General features: G+C 43.7%; 24 protein-coding genes and 1 pseudogene. 10 read left to right on the forward strand and 15 right to left on the reverse strand.

The annotated features are described in order from the left end of the window. From HWQ38_RS32800 to HWQ38_RS32815, 4 genes are all read left to right on the forward strand, one after another. Positions 1 to 606, forward strand: a 606-nt coding sequence (locus HWQ38_RS32800; protein WP_292802175.1) for a DUF4433 domain-containing protein, incomplete at its 5' end; no start/stop codon positions are given. A 121-nt stretch (positions 607 to 727) separates the two neighbouring features. Next, entirely contained in the window at positions 728 to 1,792 is a 1,065-nt protein-coding gene (locus HWQ38_RS32805; protein WP_292802177.1) for a macro domain-containing protein, read from the forward strand. A gap of 238 nt (positions 1,793 to 2,030) precedes the next feature. After that, positions 2,031 to 2,264, forward strand: coding sequence for an EF-hand domain-containing protein (locus HWQ38_RS32810; RefSeq protein WP_292802179.1), 234 nt, complete (start codon positions 2,031 to 2,033; stop codon positions 2,262 to 2,264). 46 nt (positions 2,265 to 2,310) lie between these two features. Next, complete coding sequence (locus HWQ38_RS32815; protein ID WP_292802183.1) at positions 2,311 to 2,493, forward strand: hypothetical protein; 183 nt, start codon at positions 2,311 to 2,313, stop codon at positions 2,491 to 2,493. Positions 2,494 to 2,525: 32 nt separating this feature from the next. On the opposite strand, the gene HWQ38_RS32820 is transcribed toward HWQ38_RS32815, so the two are convergent. Continuing rightward, the gene (locus HWQ38_RS32820; protein ID WP_292802185.1) at positions 2,526 to 3,113 is read right to left on the reverse strand and encodes a PEP-CTERM sorting domain-containing protein; all 588 of its coding nucleotides are present in this window, start codon (positions 3,111 to 3,113) and stop codon (positions 2,526 to 2,528) included. 128 nt (positions 3,114 to 3,241) lie between these two features. Between HWQ38_RS32820 and HWQ38_RS32825 the strand changes: the two genes are divergently transcribed. Both HWQ38_RS32825 and HWQ38_RS32830 read left to right on the forward strand, forming a co-directional pair. Then, positions 3,242 to 3,556, forward strand: coding sequence for a hypothetical protein (locus HWQ38_RS32825; RefSeq protein ID WP_292802187.1), 315 nt, complete (start codon positions 3,242 to 3,244; stop codon positions 3,554 to 3,556). A gap of 11 nt (positions 3,557 to 3,567) precedes the next feature. Beyond that, the gene (locus HWQ38_RS32830) at positions 3,568 to 3,720 is read left to right on the forward strand and encodes a hypothetical protein (RefSeq protein ID WP_292802188.1); all 153 of its coding nucleotides are present in this window, start codon (positions 3,568 to 3,570) and stop codon (positions 3,718 to 3,720) included. An 81-nt stretch (positions 3,721 to 3,801) separates the two neighbouring features. Here HWQ38_RS32830 and HWQ38_RS32835 read toward each other — a convergent pair whose 3' ends face one another. The 10 genes and pseudogenes from HWQ38_RS32835 to HWQ38_RS32880 all read right to left on the reverse strand — a co-directional run bounded on the left by HWQ38_RS32835 (position 3,802) and on the right by HWQ38_RS32880 (position 13,001). After that, on the reverse strand, positions 3,802 to 4,176 hold the full coding sequence (locus HWQ38_RS32835; RefSeq protein WP_292802190.1) for a hypothetical protein: 375 nt from the start codon (positions 4,174 to 4,176) through the stop codon (positions 3,802 to 3,804). A 138-nt stretch (positions 4,177 to 4,314) separates the two neighbouring features. Continuing rightward, positions 4,315 to 4,500 carry a hypothetical protein gene (locus HWQ38_RS32840; protein WP_292802192.1) on the reverse strand — a complete coding sequence of 62 codons (186 nt, stop codon included), beginning with the start codon at positions 4,498 to 4,500 and terminating at the stop codon, positions 4,315 to 4,317. Positions 4,501 to 4,906: 406 nt separating this feature from the next. Continuing rightward, a complete protein-coding gene (locus tag HWQ38_RS32845; RefSeq protein ID WP_292802194.1) occupies positions 4,907 to 7,060 on the reverse strand; it encodes a right-handed parallel beta-helix repeat-containing protein in 2,154 nt (717 codons plus the stop codon). Positions 7,061 to 7,383: 323 nt separating this feature from the next. After that, positions 7,384 to 7,602, reverse strand: a complete 219-nt coding sequence (locus tag HWQ38_RS32850; protein ID WP_292794786.1) for a hypothetical protein — start codon at positions 7,600 to 7,602, stop codon at positions 7,384 to 7,386. 179 nt (positions 7,603 to 7,781) lie between these two features. Next, positions 7,782 to 7,952, reverse strand: coding sequence for a hypothetical protein (locus tag HWQ38_RS32855; RefSeq protein WP_292802196.1), 171 nt, complete (start codon positions 7,950 to 7,952; stop codon positions 7,782 to 7,784). A gap of 545 nt (positions 7,953 to 8,497) precedes the next feature. Then, positions 8,498 to 10,213, reverse strand: coding sequence for a SulP family inorganic anion transporter (locus HWQ38_RS32860; protein WP_292802198.1), 1,716 nt, complete (start codon positions 10,211 to 10,213; stop codon positions 8,498 to 8,500). Between the two features lie 29 nt (positions 10,214 to 10,242). Beyond that, the gene (locus HWQ38_RS32865; protein ID WP_292802200.1) at positions 10,243 to 11,610 is read right to left on the reverse strand and encodes a DUF2252 domain-containing protein; all 1,368 of its coding nucleotides are present in this window, start codon (positions 11,608 to 11,610) and stop codon (positions 10,243 to 10,245) included. 50 nt (positions 11,611 to 11,660) lie between these two features. Then, positions 11,661 to 12,308, reverse strand: a complete 648-nt coding sequence (locus HWQ38_RS32870; RefSeq protein ID WP_292802202.1) for a DUF4337 domain-containing protein — start codon at positions 12,306 to 12,308, stop codon at positions 11,661 to 11,663. Between the two features lie 187 nt (positions 12,309 to 12,495). Continuing rightward, a pseudogene (locus HWQ38_RS32875) lies at positions 12,496 to 12,591 on the reverse strand (ParA family protein); the annotation flags it as partial. A gap of 263 nt (positions 12,592 to 12,854) precedes the next feature. Beyond that, positions 12,855 to 13,001 carry a hypothetical protein gene (locus tag HWQ38_RS32880; protein ID WP_292802204.1) on the reverse strand — a complete coding sequence of 49 codons (147 nt, stop codon included), beginning with the start codon at positions 12,999 to 13,001 and terminating at the stop codon, positions 12,855 to 12,857. Here HWQ38_RS32880 and HWQ38_RS32885 point away from each other — a divergent pair. Then, entirely contained in the window at positions 13,001 to 13,159 is a 159-nt protein-coding gene (locus HWQ38_RS32885; RefSeq protein ID WP_292802206.1) for a hypothetical protein, read from the forward strand. The genes HWQ38_RS32880 and HWQ38_RS32885 overlap by 1 nt on opposite strands. A 180-nt stretch (positions 13,160 to 13,339) precedes the next feature. Here HWQ38_RS32885 and HWQ38_RS32890 read toward each other — a convergent pair whose 3' ends face one another. Continuing rightward, complete coding sequence (locus tag HWQ38_RS32890) at positions 13,340 to 13,621, reverse strand: transposase (RefSeq protein ID WP_292802208.1); 282 nt, start codon at positions 13,619 to 13,621, stop codon at positions 13,340 to 13,342. 6 nt (positions 13,622 to 13,627) lie between these two features. Then, on the reverse strand, positions 13,628 to 14,335 hold the full coding sequence (locus HWQ38_RS32895) for an IS630 family transposase (protein ID WP_292802221.1): 708 nt from the start codon (positions 14,333 to 14,335) through the stop codon (positions 13,628 to 13,630). A 99-nt stretch (positions 14,336 to 14,434) separates the two neighbouring features. On the opposite strand from HWQ38_RS32895, the gene HWQ38_RS32900 reads away from it, so the two are divergent. Continuing rightward, positions 14,435 to 14,683 carry a hypothetical protein gene (locus HWQ38_RS32900; RefSeq protein WP_292802210.1) on the forward strand — a complete coding sequence of 83 codons (249 nt, stop codon included), beginning with the start codon at positions 14,435 to 14,437 and terminating at the stop codon, positions 14,681 to 14,683. 50 nt (positions 14,684 to 14,733) lie between these two features. On the opposite strand, the gene HWQ38_RS32905 is transcribed toward HWQ38_RS32900, so the two are convergent. Together HWQ38_RS32905 and HWQ38_RS32910 are read right to left on the reverse strand one after the other, a co-directional pair. Further along, the gene (locus HWQ38_RS32905) at positions 14,734 to 15,135 is read right to left on the reverse strand and encodes a hypothetical protein (RefSeq protein WP_292802212.1); all 402 of its coding nucleotides are present in this window, start codon (positions 15,133 to 15,135) and stop codon (positions 14,734 to 14,736) included. 114 nt (positions 15,136 to 15,249) lie between these two features. After that, complete coding sequence (locus HWQ38_RS32910) at positions 15,250 to 15,396, reverse strand: hypothetical protein (RefSeq protein ID WP_292802214.1); 147 nt, start codon at positions 15,394 to 15,396, stop codon at positions 15,250 to 15,252. Between the two features lie 5 nt (positions 15,397 to 15,401). Here HWQ38_RS32910 and HWQ38_RS32915 point away from each other — a divergent pair, with 5 nt between their 5' ends. Together HWQ38_RS32915 and HWQ38_RS32920 are read left to right on the forward strand one after the other, a co-directional pair. Beyond that, positions 15,402 to 15,536 (forward strand): hypothetical protein, encoded by a 135-nt coding sequence (locus tag HWQ38_RS32915; RefSeq protein WP_292802216.1) that lies wholly within the window; start codon positions 15,402 to 15,404, stop codon positions 15,534 to 15,536. A 198-nt stretch (positions 15,537 to 15,734) separates the two neighbouring features. Beyond that, positions 15,735 to 16,809, forward strand: a 1,075-nt coding sequence (locus tag HWQ38_RS32920) for a condensation domain-containing protein (RefSeq protein ID WP_292802219.1), incomplete at its 3' end; no start/stop codon positions are given.

A 16,809-nucleotide genomic window follows, 5' to 3' on the forward strand; every position in this document is an offset into this window, starting at 1 on the left:
AATTGCTGCTTTCTTTATCTCATAAGCTTTTTAGCCTATTTTGTCGCCCCGTCAGCTATTTATCACATTACCCATATTGATAATTTACCCTCCATTCTCAAATCAGGAGGATTGATAGCAAACAGTAGGCTTAGACAGAGACAAACAAATTATCTCGATATTGCTCATGAAAATATTCAAGATAGACGAGCTAGAACTGAAGTTCCCTGTGGAGCAGGTGGATATTTACATGATTACGTACCTTTTTATTTTGCTCCACGCTCTCCCATGCTTTATGCCATTCATAAGCAAAATGTGGATGGATACAGTGGAGGACAAAAGCCAATCATTCATTTGGTTTCTCAAATAGAAGCAATAGAAAACTCAGAAATAGCTTTCGCATTTACAGATGGACATGGCATTATGGATTATACTGATTTTTATGATGATCTTTATGCTTTAAGTCATGTAATCGATTGGGAGTTAATGGAGTCAAAATACTGGTTTGATACTCCAGATGATCCTAACCGTAAATGTAAGCGACAAGCTGAGTTTTTAATACATGAATTTTGCCATTGGAACCTAATTAAAGAAATTGGTGTAATCAACTTGACAATGCAAACATAAGTTAGAGAAATATTACAGAAATTTAATATTCAGACCCAAATTAACGTTTACTCTAATTGGTACTACTAATTTTATTTCCTTAAATTGTACAATTCTATTACTGTTAAGACAGTTAAGAGAGATGATTGAAATTAAGCAAGGCAACCTATTAGAAGAAAACGCCGAAGCCCTAGTTAATACCGTTAATTGTGTCGGTATAATGGGCAAAGGTATCGCCTTGCAATTTAAGCAAGCCTATCCTGAAAACTTCCGCCAATACGAAAAAGCATGTCGCATTAAGGAAGTACAACCAGGACAGATGTTTACCGTAGCTACAGGGAGTCTATTTAATCCTCGGTACATCATTAACTTTCCCACCAAGCGCCACTGGAAAGGCAAATCAAAAATAGAAGACATCAAAAGTGGACTGGTGGCTTTAGTCACCCAAGTAAAGCGACTAGGCATCACCTCAATTGCCATTCCTCCATTAGGATGCGGTAACGGTGGTTTAGATTGGACACAAGTGAAACCCTTGATAGAATCAGCCTTTGCCCAACTCCCAGAAGTGCAGGTAATTATTTTTGAACCGACAGGCGCACCGACTGCTGAAAAAATGCCTGTTGCGACTAAAATACCCAACATGACCCGTGGACGTGCCATCATCATCCACCTCTTAGAACTGTACGGTATTCCGGGTTATGAATTGACCAAGCTAGAAATTCAAAAACTAGGCTATCTCTTGCAAGAAGCGGGGGAAACCTTGAAGCTGAATTATGTAAAAGATAGATATGGCCCCTACGCTCATAACCTGAATCATGTTTTAAAACATATCGAAGGACACTACATTCGGGGCTACGGTGATGGAACTAGCAAAGCTGACAGTGCTGAAATTTATGTATTACCAGCAGGTAGAGAAGCAGCACAAGTATTTTTAGCCACTACACCTGATGCCCAGGCGCGGTTAGAGCAAGTTAGCAAGCTCATATATGGTTTTGAAACACCCTATGGTATGGAATTGCTGGCTACAGTCCATTGGGTTGCAACCAAGGAAGCCAGCCCTGCCCAAGATAGCGAACAGGCTATATCCTTAGTGCATGAGTGGAATGAGAGAAAACGTACTCTTTTTAAGCCTCAACATATTCGCAAGGCTTGGCAACGTTTGGAGCAGCAAAATTGGTTAAATGTTAAAGTTTCTGATTCGCATTAACTGCGAGACAGGGAAACGTGAGGCCCAAAAGGATTGGGCATTAGATGCTAGCTGTCAGATTGAGGCGCAGCGCAATTGGTCGATAGACTCTAAACCCTGTAACCCACAGCATACACCCAATCTAAGCCTTAGCGATAGCCGTTTCTACGTCTTTTGATACAAGTTTATTTAATTTTGATAGATTAATCAGAAATTAATGAGATGCTAAGTTGAAAAACAGTTCTTCAGATAGAAACTTATGACAACCGACCAAGAGCTTCAATCTCTTTTTAATACCTTAGATAGCGATCATGACGGCAAAATCTCCATTAATGATCTTTTTTTAAGTCCTGGCTTAAGTGCAATCATTTCATCAGAAACAAATAGCACTAGTCCCCAGGAATTGCTAGTAAATTATGATTCAGACAAAGACGGCAGTATTACCTTTGAAGAGTTAAAGGAAGCAGTTGAAAAAGCAAATAATTTAAACTAGCAACCTAATTCCTAAGACACAATACCCAAAAACCCTCAAGCTGAAATTGCAGCAAGGTTTGGACAGCGCTGCTCAGTTCTACCAACAGCTAGTCTCCACAATCGGCTCGGCTGTTGGCATTGCTGATGGTGAGGCAATATGGAACGCATACATGGGGGAATGGCAGGTTTGGGTTAACTTTCTTAGAGGGTGTGCGTCTGTGGTGTGCAATTGGTTGGTTGCGGTGTAGATCGATAAAGCTTTGGTAAAGAGTTCAGTAATTTATGCTTCAGATTTCGTCTCACTAGCTTTTTTAGAGGCAGCAATTGCACCAACTCCAAACAATAGACCTAGTAGGGAAGTGGGTTCAGGTACTGATGTAGATGAAGAACTCAGGGTAATATTGGCAGCAGAATCTTGATAAATGTATGTTCCTGCCCGTCCCACTTCACCCGTCAAGCTAATTTCAGAGCTTGAAGTTTTTTCTAAGGTATATCTAGGAGCATCAAAAGCAATGCCAAAATCAACTACTAAATTCCAATTCGACCCAGAACCAAGCTCAAAATCAACATCTGGGGTTAAGTTCCCGCCATTAGTAGATCCTGGATTCAAATTCAAGTTTAGATTGTTGACGGATAGCTCCCAATCGCTCAAAGTCCCGAACTCTGAGTAAACCACGAATCCAGAATATTCGCTCTCTTTTGGCAAAGAGTTCGTAAGGAATGGGCTAGTAGCATCGACTAAGGTAAAATCACCTGAAAATTCTTGTCTAGTTAGAATCGCTCCCATTACGGGAGTAGCATGAAATACGCTTGCAACTACCAAACCAATCACGGCGACGCTAACTTTGGGGAGTCGAACTTGATTCATGGATTGGGTATGCTATCTAAAATTGTTGAAGGTATGCTATCACATCCTTGGCAACTTAAGATACATTCGGTACATCAAAATTTTCTGCGATACCTGCGGTGTTCTCGAAGAATCGCTCAAGCCCAGAAATGGACAATACTATTAAAGAATTACTTTGTACACTAACAAATGATAAGCGTTGCGGCGTGATGCTGGAGTTTGAAGACGCAAGCCATGAAGGTTCTATCCCAAAGCCCAATTTTGTATTGTGTAGACCCGTTTTTTCAACTAATACTGATATTTACACACAAAGGTACTTAGCTAGATATACAGTACTTACAAAGCTTATTACTGAAATTATCCTAATTTTTCGTCAAACCATCACATTAGGGGAGTATGTTGGGACGGGCAAGCAGAACTCAGCGATTCTTGGTGGGATAAAGTTAAATATTACGCTCAGTTAGCGATTGAGCGGGTGGAGAATGGGGTTGATGCGGTCAAAGAATTACTCAGTACACTAACGATTGATAAGCGGTGGGGGGTGATGCTCGAATTTGACGAGATTTGCCCAGACAGATTTGCTCAACTGGTGGACGGAGCGCCTGATTGGGTGGAGTGGATGGCATAATTTCAGGCTTTTGGTTACGTAGTCAGCGCAAACACAGTCGGCATCGCCCTTGCTATCGGGTTGATTTGTCTTCGCTAATGACTATCTAAAAAGCGTTATCTCGTCGTTAGTATTGACATTTACCACCTCATCCATAATTGCAGCTTTCAAGTGCGTGACAGCTAAAACTGATTCTGACTGGATACTAATTAAGCGAACGTATGCGATAGATTCTTTTGGGTTAAGTCCAGCCACAACAATTCTATCCATTGGCAGTAAATCATTACTAGTCGGTAATGCGTAGGTTGCTACTTTGAACAAATCACCTGTTGCCGGGTGAGCTAAATAATTAATCACAACGCAACCAACCCCATATTTTTGGCACATTAAGCGATAAAATTGCCCAATCCTTAATTGTTGAAATTGGCTGTCAAATCCATTTGATTTTTGTTTTTTGGCTGATTTATTTTTGGACATTGCCACACTATAAGTGTTTTTTCTCAAGCGAACGATTCAGTCACTTCTACTACTTTTTATTTTAGTCCCTTACCTGAAGGTCAGTATCTCCAAAGGACTCACACCAATTGCCTGAAACTAAAGCGTATCTATTGTGTGCTACTGGTAAATTTGACGCAATTGTGAAACAGTACTTGCTGTATCTATCCCCTCCAAGATGGCTTCTAGCAAGCTTACATCTTGGATAGATTCGATTTCGGGGAATAAATCTTGACCCGGTTCTCCAAATTTGAGCTTTAATCCCAAGGCTATACCTTTTAACTGCGGGCTTGGCGACGACACCATGAACAAGGTTATCAGTAGCGATCGCAGTAGCGCGTGATTGCTCCCGATTGCCGTTGTCTAGAGTCTAGTGATAGTAAGCTTTTCGGGCTTAACGTACATTCCTGTTCCATTGCTACTCGCGCGCGTCATATTCATTATCTGCTTGAGCCAGTCCACAGTCAAGATTTACCTCCTATCTTTGCTGCCCTGCTATCCGGTTGCAAAGAAGGTGAGCTTTTATTTAAAAGGGCTGGGAATTGAGTACCAGTTCCCAAATAGGACTTGTCAGCTTACCCCAAATTAGCCACAGAAGTAGGATGACGTAATCATCAAGATGCAAGCGCGATCGCGATATCCGTAGTTGGTTTACTCATTTTTGTTACTGTACCTCACCAGACTAGAAAATCCTATAATCACAAATATCGTTTTAAACTCTCATGAATGAACCTTTGGTGATGAATTTACCTATGAGATTATCAAGCTTGATAAACGTATTTGAATCCTCTTGTGAGGTGTCAAAGTTACAAGCGACGGTGCTGTAATCTATTGTGGCCGTGGCATAGCTAGAGTCAGAGTTGTAAATCCCGCCACCCTTGCCAGACTCTTCTGCACCAGAACTGAGTTCGATGCCGAAAGCTTTATTGTGCCTGATAATGCTGTTGCCTACTGTTAGGGTGCCATCATTGTAGATGCCACCGCCAAAGTGTGCCTGATTGCCACTAATGGTGCTATGATTTACGGTCACGATGCCTAAGCCATTTAGTGTATAAGCGAACGTACCGTATCCGTTAAGAACAGATGAGCCAAAGTCTGTGTCTTTATCATTGTAGATGCCACCGCCGGCAGTGACAGCCGTATTGTAAATAATGTTGCTATTAGTAACAGTAACAATGCCTAATTTACTGTCAGTGAAACGGTTCCCGTCAGAGCTAGAATTATAGATGCCACCGCCGTAGTTAGTGGCATAGTTATGACTAATGGTGCTGTTACTCACTGATACGATGCCATTATTGTAGATACCACCTCCATCTGATGCATTATTATGGCTTATAGTGCTATTAGTTACAGTCAAGGTGCCATAATGTAGCTCATCTGGGCCACGGTAGCCTAAGATGAACTCACCTGGATTATAGATGCCGCCACCTTTGATTGCCGTGTTGCCACTGATGGTGCTATGACTCACTGATAGGATGCCATAATCATAGATACCGCCACCATAGTAGCTGTTATTACCATTAATGGTGCTATGACTCACGGTTATAGTGGCGGAGATTCCATTGGGTCCGTAAGCAGCACTGTCAGTGACATTATAGATACCGCCGCCGTAGCCCTGTGCCTCTGTCGAGTTGTCATTGATCTGGCTGTTAGTCACGATTATATTGCCAGTGGACGGGCTACTAGGAATGCCCCCACCATCATCATAGATGCCGCCGCCTTGGTAAGTGGCTTTGTTGCCACTGATGATGCTGTTACTCACTATTAGGTCGATATTTGTGGAGATGCCGCCGCCTTGCATTGCTGTGTTATTAGTGATGACGCTGTTTTTTATGCTTGTTACAGAGCCATCAGAGCCATCAGGAGCATAGATACCGCCGCCATTTCCGTTTGTTGTGTTGCTACTAATAGTGCTGTTATTCACAGTTAGGCTATACTCGTTGTCAATGTAAATGCCGCCGCCGCTATTGGCATTGATGAGGCTGTTATTCACGGTTATAGTCCCAGTATAACCACCAAGGATGGCACCGCCTGCACTGGCTTTGTTAGTACTGATGGTGCTGTTATTTACTAATAGGTTGCCATTACCGAGTTGATAGATACCACCGCCATCTCCCTTTGCTGCTGTATTGCTAGTGATGCTGGTGTTATTCACGGTTATAGTGCCAGAGGCGTAGATGCCACCGCCTTCAAAGTCTGCTGAATTACCACTGATGGTACTGTTGTTCAGAGTTATAGTGCCATCGCTGTAGATGCCGCCACCCCCATCATTGGAGTTGTTATAACTAATAGTGGTGTGTTTCACTGTGAGGCTTCCTTGATTGAAAATGCCACCACCTTCTCTGTCGATTGACGAATTGCCAGTGATGTTGTATCCTACCGAATTGCCAGTGATGCTGCTGTAGTCCACTGTTAGGCTGCCAGTGTTGTAAATAGCACCGCCATAACTGGAAGTTTTTCCATCACTATCTGTTACGTTGTTGTTTACTGTGTTGCCAGTGATAATACTATTGCTCAAGGTCAGAACGCCAACATTTGAGATCGCACCGCCTCCTCCGGCTCCATTGTATGTATTGGTAATAGTCAGCCCGTTGATTGCAGATATTACACCTTTAGCAATATCAAACACACGGGAAACACTATCATCCTTAATGGTTAGTTTGCTGGCATTTATGCCTTCAATGGTCAGGTCATCTATGATACTCAGACCACTACCAGTCAGACTGATGGTATGAGCCAGCCCATCACTAAATAGTCCACCAAAATTGATGATGTCTTTTCCTGTAAGGGTATTGGCATTTAGAACTGCCTGCCGCAGTGAACCTGCACCACTGTTGCTGGTATTAGTAACGGTAAATGTAGACATTTAGATAGATTACTCCAATTTTTATTCCGTTGTATAAAATTAATATCAAGACTTATCTTATCTTGATATTACTACAAATCTGCAAGCATTTTTTCTACTGTTCACCTGTAGCGAGAAATCAAAGTTAATTTTAAAAACTGCACTCGCCCTACTGCTCTGCCAATCCCAAAATGTGTTTTTTCCGATTGTGGTGCATATAAAAATTTAAAGGGAAAGGGATAAAACACTTTCCCCAATAAATAGCCAAGTTTACTCAAGGGCGAACTACTAGGAGCATTTTGAGATTTAGATATTTGTAGCTAAATCTCACGCTTAGTTCGTGGTTAGTAATACTGATAATGACCCTTAACCCATACGCGGTGGTGATTTCTGATTACCCAATGCCCAGCTATCCACCGACGACGCTGGGTTCGTCTAGCTAGTAATGTTCCGACTTGTGGTTTTTGAACATCTGGGTTGACTACTGAGAGTGCTGATGCCTGTTTTGGCATTGAGGTAAGCAACACGGGTATTGCCACTATTCCTGCAATAATCTTGTTCATTAATCTTTTCCTTTTACTTAACTCTTGACAATTAAGCCAGTTATTTTTTTGACTTAATTGTGATGAATTTAAGTAGATTAATTCATTAACTAACAGTTCTTATTTTTTTAAGATTTTATTTAGATCTATGTCTTAGTTGTGTCATTAATATAGGAATCATATTTGATTTCTGAAAAAAACTACGAGATAATACTGAGGGTTGTATCTGGGGTATGAGTAGCATTCGCGCAGAAAACCGGGTTAAGAGATATTACATGAGTAATACAAGCATTTTTAAAAGCTGAAACCCTTACTTCATCGTTGAGTAGTGACTCGATGATCAGCAGAGCGTCAATGACCTTCGTTATCATGAGAATCCTTATTTTATAAGGCTTTTAAGCTTAACTCGGTTTTCTGTTCCGATGATACTCATACCCCAATAGTCAGTTAGCTTATTTGAGAATTACTTTTCAGGCGAAGAAGGCTCTAGACCGCATCGAAAAAGAAGCAGGTGTTTTGAGAATTGAAAACTGATAAAACACCTAATGTGAAGTGTTTTACTTGTGCTGACTTTTGCAGTCGCAATATTCCCCAATCTACTGTGTCAGCCATTTTCGGTAGTCTGTAATTACGGAGCCTCAACGCAAATTCACTTACGTTATCCGTGTCAGTCTTACCCTAGTTCCCTTTTCGTGAATGGCTTTACTACTTAGGTTGAACATTTAACCCTCTAGCTTTGAAACAAGGTGATTACTCACTTTGCCCCTTCGGGCGGGTACAGGCATGGGATACTAGCCTAGGAACTTTTTGAGGGTTCCACTCTTCTCCTGTGCAACTTCGGGTCGCACACAAAACTTTACAACCTGTCCCCTGAATGCAGCTATCCCGGCTGAACCCCGTATCGATAACTTGTGTTTCAAAGAGAACCGTCGTGGATGACTTCGTGGAAAGCCGCCAACGCCTCTTCTAAGTGGTTAAAAAACCGATTAGCACCGATTAAATCTGTCAGCTCATCGCGATCGAACTGTACCTTTACCTCCGGGGACAGACCGGATAGGACAAAAGTTATGTTCTGAAGGGATAATTCCTTGACCACATCCCGAACCGTTTCGGATGCGGAGTAGTCGATTCCAGTAATTGCTCTTGCCTCTAAAATAAACCACTGCACTGGTGATTCAGCACTTTTGGCAAGATTTTGCACCTCCTCTGAAAAGAAGCTAGCGTTAGCGTAAAACAAGTCTCTACTAAATCGATAAACGATCAGACCAGATGCTGATACACTTCCAAGACGGACAGGAATTGGCTGCCAAAATCTATTTTCATTGGGAATGATCATGGCAGAATGTGGTCGGTAACTATGCCGCACGTGCAAGATCAGCGACAAAATAATTGCTAAAACAATGCCCTCTTTAACTCCTACAAAAACGACCGTAGCAGCCGTGAAAACGGCAAGATAAAACTCGTCGCGATGGGTCTGAAAAATAGCAGACATTCCCTGAATGTCAATCAATTTTAGTCCAATCAAAAATACAATTGCTGCTAAAACCGCATTCGGCAGATAGCTAATGGGTTGAGTTAGGAAGAGGATGACTACTAACACCATTGCTACTGTGGTCAGTTGAGCAATTTGGCTGCGTCCTCCCGCCGTGTCAACAATTTCAGTTTTTGTCGGGCTACCATTGACCACAAATGTTCCACTCAAACCAGCCGCCAGATTAGCCGCAGCAAGACCCTCAAGGTCGATATTTTCTTTAAAGTCCTCGTTGTATCGGAAGGCGTAGGCGCGTGAGGTCGCTGCACTTTGGGCAATAATGACGATACAGCACGATAGGGCAATGCCAAATACTTGCGGAATTTCACTCAGAGCAACAGTGGGCAACCCAAAGGATGGCAGTCCGCTGGGGATAGATCCAACAACCATCACACTATGCCCTGAATAGTTAAACATCCAACTAGAAATAATCGCTACTATTACAGCCAGCAAGGCACCTGGAAATTTTGGTAGAAATCTGTCGCATAGTTTAATGGTAATCAAGACAGCTAGAGAAATACCGATCGTTAACGGGTTAGCGTGGGGCAGACCTTGAAAGGTATCAATGATTTGCTGGATTGGATTATGTCCCCCACCCTTGAGATCCACCAATCCACCTAATTGACCGATCGCCACCTGAATTCCAACCCCAGTCAAAAAACCGGTCAACACAGTTCGTGATAGAAAGTCCGCCAAAAAACCCAGTCGAAACAGGCGTGCTAACAGTAAGAGTCCAGCCACCAGGATGGCGACTAATTCTGAATCCGCTAAATATTGGGGACTACCCAACGGTGCCAAGCCTGACAGCCCAGCCGCCAGGATAGCAGCGGTTGCTGAGTCGGCGGCGACGACCAGATGCCGAGAACAGCCAAAGATTGTAAACACCAAAGCTGGAAGTATGAGTGTGTAAAGACCTGTCGCAATGGGCGTTCCGGCGATCTTTGTGTATCCCATGACTTCAGGGATTCCCAAGGCTGCTAGCACAATGCCCGCAATGATATCATTCCCGATTGTGGATCGCCTCAAAGGTAAAATTCCTTGGAACAGGCGAAATCGCTGTTTAACTGGATGTTGGGCTGTATTCGCGTTCGATTTTTTCATCTATTTCGGGTTGAAATCCTTTGCCACAATTATTCCTGGATTGCCTTGAGATGCCCTGCCGCAACTGCATCAGCCAGTGCTTTGTAATCCCGCTCGGTCTGGTCAGCATAAGCAACTGCAAAATTAGCGATCGCCCGCTCGAAGATGTCACTTTGACCAAGATAAGCGCTGATGATGAATCGTTTCACCGAACGGGCATGGCTCCGCGCTAGCGCCCAACCACATAAATGGGAGTAGCCCCTGAGATCCGTCTCCGACATTCCTTCAATCTCGACGGAAGTTTTCATATCTCTAAGCTGTCGCAGGTAGAAGTCGTGTCCACTATCACCCCTTGTCCAGCCTAAGAAGATATCGCTTGCTTCTTGCATCAGATGCTGCCCCGCTACAACCCGTTGAGCGTGGTTCTCATAAGTACTTTTCCCTGCATAGGGTTCCAGTACTGAAGCACGAGCTTCCTTAATTTGCAGAAATAAAGGGTCATTATCCCCTGTCACCAAAAGGCCAACACCACAGCGTGTACCGACACTGCCAACCCCCACCACCTTCATTGCTACATCAACAATGTGATATTGGTCTAGTAAAATGCGGGAATCCTCCCGTAGGGTTTTCCGATATTTATGAAAAATGGATAACATCTCTAATGCAAGCGGATCTTCAGGTGACGGATGGAATACTAAGGGAGGATTGTCAATAAAACGGCGCTGTCCTTTCACCGTTTCGGTCAATTTATGCAGATCCAAGACAGGCTTGAACGCCCTTGCTTTTTTCACTTCACTTTTGAGTTTATGAAGTTCTTTGGCGTCAGAAGTAAAGCTGAGTAGCGATTCAACTCCAATATGGTCGTACCATACCTCTAGAGCAGTCCTTTGAGCGTACTCATTCATCCGTTCTCGGTAAGACTGCACTGCGGTGATCGCTGCTGCCCGACTGATTTTGTCTCTTAGTTTGAGGTATCTACCTGCCACCACAATGCTTGCAGCTAAACGCTTAACATCCCATTCCCAAGGGGCTGAAAGGGTTTCGTCAAAGTCATTGACATCAAAGACGAGATTTCGCTCTGGAGTGCCATACCCACCAAAGTTAGACAAATGGCAGTCTCCACAAGTCTGAACTTTGATTCCAGTCTTGGGAGTTTCACTCAGATCGGCTGCCATGATATTGGCAGCCCCCCTCAGAAATGCAAAAGGAGATGCCAGCATTCGTCCGTACCGAATAGGTACTAATTCCAGCAATCTTCCTTGGTTGGATTCCTCCAGCAGCGCAACAGAGTCAGGACGATTGGGGGCAGGTTTCCACTCTTGATGGCTAGATCGCGGCACTTGATCCCGCAGGGCTTTTCCCATAGCGGTGCCTTCAGCACGAGAGAGGGACTGTGGAGGTAAATTTTGATTTTGCATTTGGGGTTCACTTACTCATTTGTCGCATCGGGTTTACTGGGGCAACTGCACTAATGTTCCGGGGTGCCAGTTTTTTCCTCCTTAGCAGGGATAGCTATTTCATGACTAGGTAAGGTTCCCGCAACCATAAGCCCAATCCCGATCGTTGCTATCCCCAAGCCTACATACCAAACAATCCGTTTACGAGTTAGAGCGGCTATGGCTCCCATCGAAATTCCGACTTGCAATGCTGCGACACTACGCGCAAATAGCTCATGATGCTGTAGATCCTGCTCGGCTTCTACTTGGAGCTTCTGAGCTTCTTGCTGAATCTCCTGTTGTTCACGATTGAGTTTACCGAGTTCACTGGCGCTTTTCACAGTCACTGGTTTTTGGAGAGATTGCAGTAAAGTTGCCGTCGATTCTTCAATATGACGCTTAGTAGATTTAGCCTGAAATTCCGACCAGCGATCGCTCGACTTGATTTGAGCCAGCATTCCTTCGTTAGCAAAGTAACCTCCTTGCATAGCAGCGATCGCGGCTAGTGTTGAGAGAATAGCTGTAGAAAGACCGATTAAATTCAGCGATTGACGCTCCTGGCGTTCCTCGGCTTTTTGTTCGGCTAGCTTTTCCTTCATTTCTTGCAGTGCTTCGATCGCGTCTTCCTGCATTTCATGAGGTTCTCGTCCTAAATCTTCTTCCATAACTAATATTTTCACCTTCAATCGGATTCTTAACTTTTTGCGATAAATAACGGATTAATCGTATCCGTTCAGGGGGGGGCGAGCCTTAGAAAAACCCCTAACTCAATTTTTGGTGGGTGACCTGAGGGTAATCGTGAGCAAAAACACTACTCAGATTGATAATTTAACCCCGATTTCACCAAATTGCGTTGCTCCCGCGTATAGAAAGGTGATAGCCAAGATTTTGGGTTGTCGTCGATTTGGCGACACCACCAGCTTGATTGAAGAGTGAGATTATCTTGGTCAATTTCACAGCCATCACATGACACTGGACATATACTTCATTGTGCCAAATCATGAGCAGTGTTAAGAGATGCAATCGCAAGAAGGGATTTTCTTCTTTCTATCTCAGCTTTTCGATACTCTTGAATTTGACTTGGCTTCCTTTTTAAGAATTATCTAAACAATAGTATGTGAGGCGAGGAGAGCGGCGGTAAACTACGCCCTATTGCTCAAGTTTCCTCGCTTGGATCTCAAGAATGGGTGCGATCGCACAAAGCACGGAGTTACAGCATCAGTAGATCACAAACTTTTTCCCAAAGGGCGATCGCGGATGTGCTGAAAATTTAAGAAGCTGAAAATATTTTGGGTGCGATCGCTACTGTTACCACGCCACACCACCATGATTGCGGATATGCCATATTTCCCGACATCATGCCCAATGCCCAATGCCCAATAACCGCACTGCTGTTTGTTGTGATGGCGGTTACGCCATCGCACTCCAAGAATGGGAACGCCGTAAGCAACTGGATGCGATCGACAAAGCCTTGCAAGAGATAGAAAACGCGCTCATAGAGGTTATGCCACAAAAAAACAATAAGGCATAACTATTGGGGTCATGGGTAGCTGATGCCTACAGTGGCGATCGCAAGAGAGTGGGCGGGTAGCCATGACTCACAGGAGACGCGGCAACGCCGCCGTCGTTAGGCAACGCAGTTGCCAGTCCAGAGTAATCACCAAGCTGTTAAGTAAGCCGTGGAGAAAATTTATAACTATGTAACAAAGAATTAAGCAGAAGAATTAGAGTTAAATCTTATACGTTGTGTACTGTAGCTTCCCTTTTCTCCTCTTGTTTTAATTCCATCAATGACAGCATAAGCAAGATCTAACTCATCCTCAAAAGTTTTCGAGGCTAGTTCATCTTTTTTGAGGTGTTGCCACTCTAATTCAATTGGATTCATCTCAGAACAATATTTGGGTAGAAAAAAGATGTACAAACCCATATCTTCCCACTTTGACCATAATTGCTGTACTTCTTTGCACCGATGTATTGGTCCGTTATCCTGCACTATGACTTACTTACGTCCACACTTTTGGGCTTGGGCTGCTTCAATCTCCATCATCTGAATATAAGATTTGCGTGAAACGCCTCCAATTACCAGACCGTAAACGAAACTAATTAATGGTTGAAGAAAGCCAATAATACTTAACCTTCGACCCCGACGATTGCTTTGTTCTAAACGTTTTTGTTCGCCTCGGAAGTAATAGCTGTAACTCGGTTCACTCCAAGCACAAAAGCCTGATTCATCCATATACTTTAAATCTATTTCTCCAACAGCAGCAGACAATTCCAACATTTCTAAGTCTGCCTGTTTGATTTCCTGTACTACCGGGTCTTGTTTTCCTTTATGGCTTTTCCTCGTTCGCTTCCAGATGATCCCCTTTTTTTTTAGTACCTGTCTTAACCAGTCAGGACTTAATTTAATCGAGCGTTCTTGTTCTAATTTTTGGGCTAATTGAACGCTGTTATATGTACGTGGTTCTTTCTCTAAACATTCTTTTAAGAAAACCATGTCAGCTTCCACCCACCTTAATTTTCCTCCACGTCCTGGTTTTTCCCAAAGCCCCTCTATTCCTAGTTTTTGCCATTTATGCAAAACTTCTCGCACTGTCTGTGCAGTCCAATTAAAGTGAGCTGCTATTTTCTCTACATACCAACCATGTGCGCTCAGTCTAATTACCTCTGCTCTGTCTTTTACCTTCTTTGCCGTTGAAAATCCAATGAATCAAATTTTGGAAAAATAGGAGTGGCAGCGATCATTTTCTCTAAGAATTTTGGGTAAAGGAGAGGAGCGAACATTTTCTCTCTTGATTTGGTCGGGGTGCGATCGCCCACAGGAGATACGGCAACGCCTGAGTCGTTTGGCAACGCAGTTGCCAGTCCAGTCCACCACACCACGCCACGCCGCTACGCAACAAGTTACCAAGTCCACGCCACCAAAGCCACCACGCTAACAATGCCCAATAACCACGATGGCAATTTGGAGCAATCAACTATAGCGATCGCCAACGGCGGGCGGTTACGCCATCGCACAGAAAGAATGGGAGCGCCGCAAGCAATTAAGCGATGATGCACCGGCTCTCCGTTGCGATTGCTCTCCCTGTGCTGCCTGTCTAGTAATCAGGATTCTTGCCGAATTTGACTTCTGATAAAGAGTTGTTCTGCACTTACCAGGATGAGCGGTAGCCCTACAGATCCTCTGGCGAGCGCAGAGGTTGCCCAGTTGTGATTCAGCAGGTCGGGGATCGCTGTAACAAGCGTCAATGCAATGATCAGCCAAGGTGCGATCATGAGAAAATTCCGTTGCCAAGTAGGTTGATCGCGCAGTCTCGCTTCGCTCCGTAGTCGGCTTTGATGCCAAAATGGAAAGGTACTGAGGACAGAGGCAAGGTATAACAGTCCAGCATTAACTAGCAGGGTTGTTTTAAGGTTTGGAGTGATGTCAGGATGCCCAAGTGCGATCGCCGTTAGGCAAACTCCTGCTGCTAGGTACAGAAAAGTAAACAGGTTAAAGTGTCTCATTAGTTTCTCTTTCTGCTTTGTAAGGGAGATCCAAGAAATAAAACCTACATTCGGCACCCTCAACTGTCACAATCGGTTTTTACTCCACGCCACAGCTGCCAATAACCGCGCTAGTCATTTAGTGCGATGGCGTACCCGCCCGCCGTTGGCGATCGCTATTCCTCTCCTTACCTCACCAAATATCTTTTTTTGTTTTGGGAGCGCGGCAGGATGGCAATTAGATGAGGTGATTTCATTCGCGGCGAAAATTTGAAATTCCAAAAATTATGCCAATTGCTACGGCAGCAAGCGATCGCCCCATTCCCCATGCCCAAAAACTCAATTCCCTTGAGTGGGTGGAGTTTTTTATTTCTGGGAACTCAGCACTTACGAGGGGCATAGGACAGAAAGTTTACAACTGAATGAGTCACAGTTTTGACATTGCTTGGTAATAGCTTTGTCATATAAAACTGGTAGATTCAAGTGTCCTTAAGTAAATAAACAAATTAAAAAGATCTTTTAAAAGAGCTTTTTGCTCTAATGATGAGTACTGCGAAGCATCCCAGTATATGCTTTCAACCTTCATTTTAACCTAAGTCTGAAGGGTAAAACTATTCGGTATGGATTTTACCTCTTTGCTAAAAAATCTTATAAGACAAGAGTCAGATACTGCCTTGTCTTTTGCTCAACAGCGCCTGTGGCTTCTCGACCAGTTAAATCCTGGGAATCATACTTACAATATATCTGTAGCTATTCATCTGAAGGGTTTGCTTGACGTCAGGGCGCTGGATCAGAGTTTGGCTGAAATTGTGCGGCGTCATGAGGCTTTGCGAACGACTTTTACTGCTGTCGATGGGCAATCATTACAGGTCATTGCCTCAGACTTGAAGTGGATGTCAATTGTTTCTCTGAGAGAGCTTTTTGAAACTGAGCGTCAACAAGAGAGTCAACGGCTGATAACTGAGTCAGTGCAGCAATCTTTTAACTTAGCCAGTGGGCCGTTACTGCGTGCAGTCTTGCAGGAATTGAGTGAAATTGAGCATATCTTGCTGCTAACGATACACGAGATTGTTGGCGATGACTGGTCCTTGAGCGTACTTTTGCAGGAACTTGCGACTTTATATGAAGCTTTTTCCAATGGCTTACCATCACCGTTGGTTGAACTACCCAGTCAGTATGCTGACTTTGCTATTTGGCAGCGTGAGTGTTTGCTTAGTGAAGTGTTGGAATCTCAGCTTGCCTATTGGAAGCAGCAACTAGGAGGGAAGTTACCTATACTGGAGTTGCCGACTGACCGTCCCCGCCCGCCAGTGCAAACATATCGAGGTGCAAGACAATCTCTGAATTTGCCCAATAACTTAAGTGATGCACTTAAGTCTTTGAGTCAGCAGTCAGGAGTTACCTTGTTTGTGACTTTGTTGGCAGCATTCAAGACGTTGCTCTACCGCTATACGGGCCAAGAAGATATTATTGTTGGTTCTGCAATGGCTAACCGTAACCAACTTGAAGTTAAGGGGCTGATTGGATTATTCGCCAATAATTTAGTAATGCGAACTAACCTTTCAGAAAATCCAAGTTTTCGGGAATTGTTAGGTCGGGTGCAGGAAGTAGTTTTGTCAGCTTATGCCCACCAAGACCTACCCTTTGAAAAGCTAGTAGAAGAACTACAGCCAGAACGAAATCTGAGCCACTCAC

Origin of the sequence: Nostoc sp. NMS7 (assembly GCF_017115085.1) — a bacterium.
In the GTDB taxonomy this organism is placed as follows: domain Bacteria; phylum Cyanobacteriota; class Cyanobacteriia; order Cyanobacteriales; family Nostocaceae; genus Nostoc.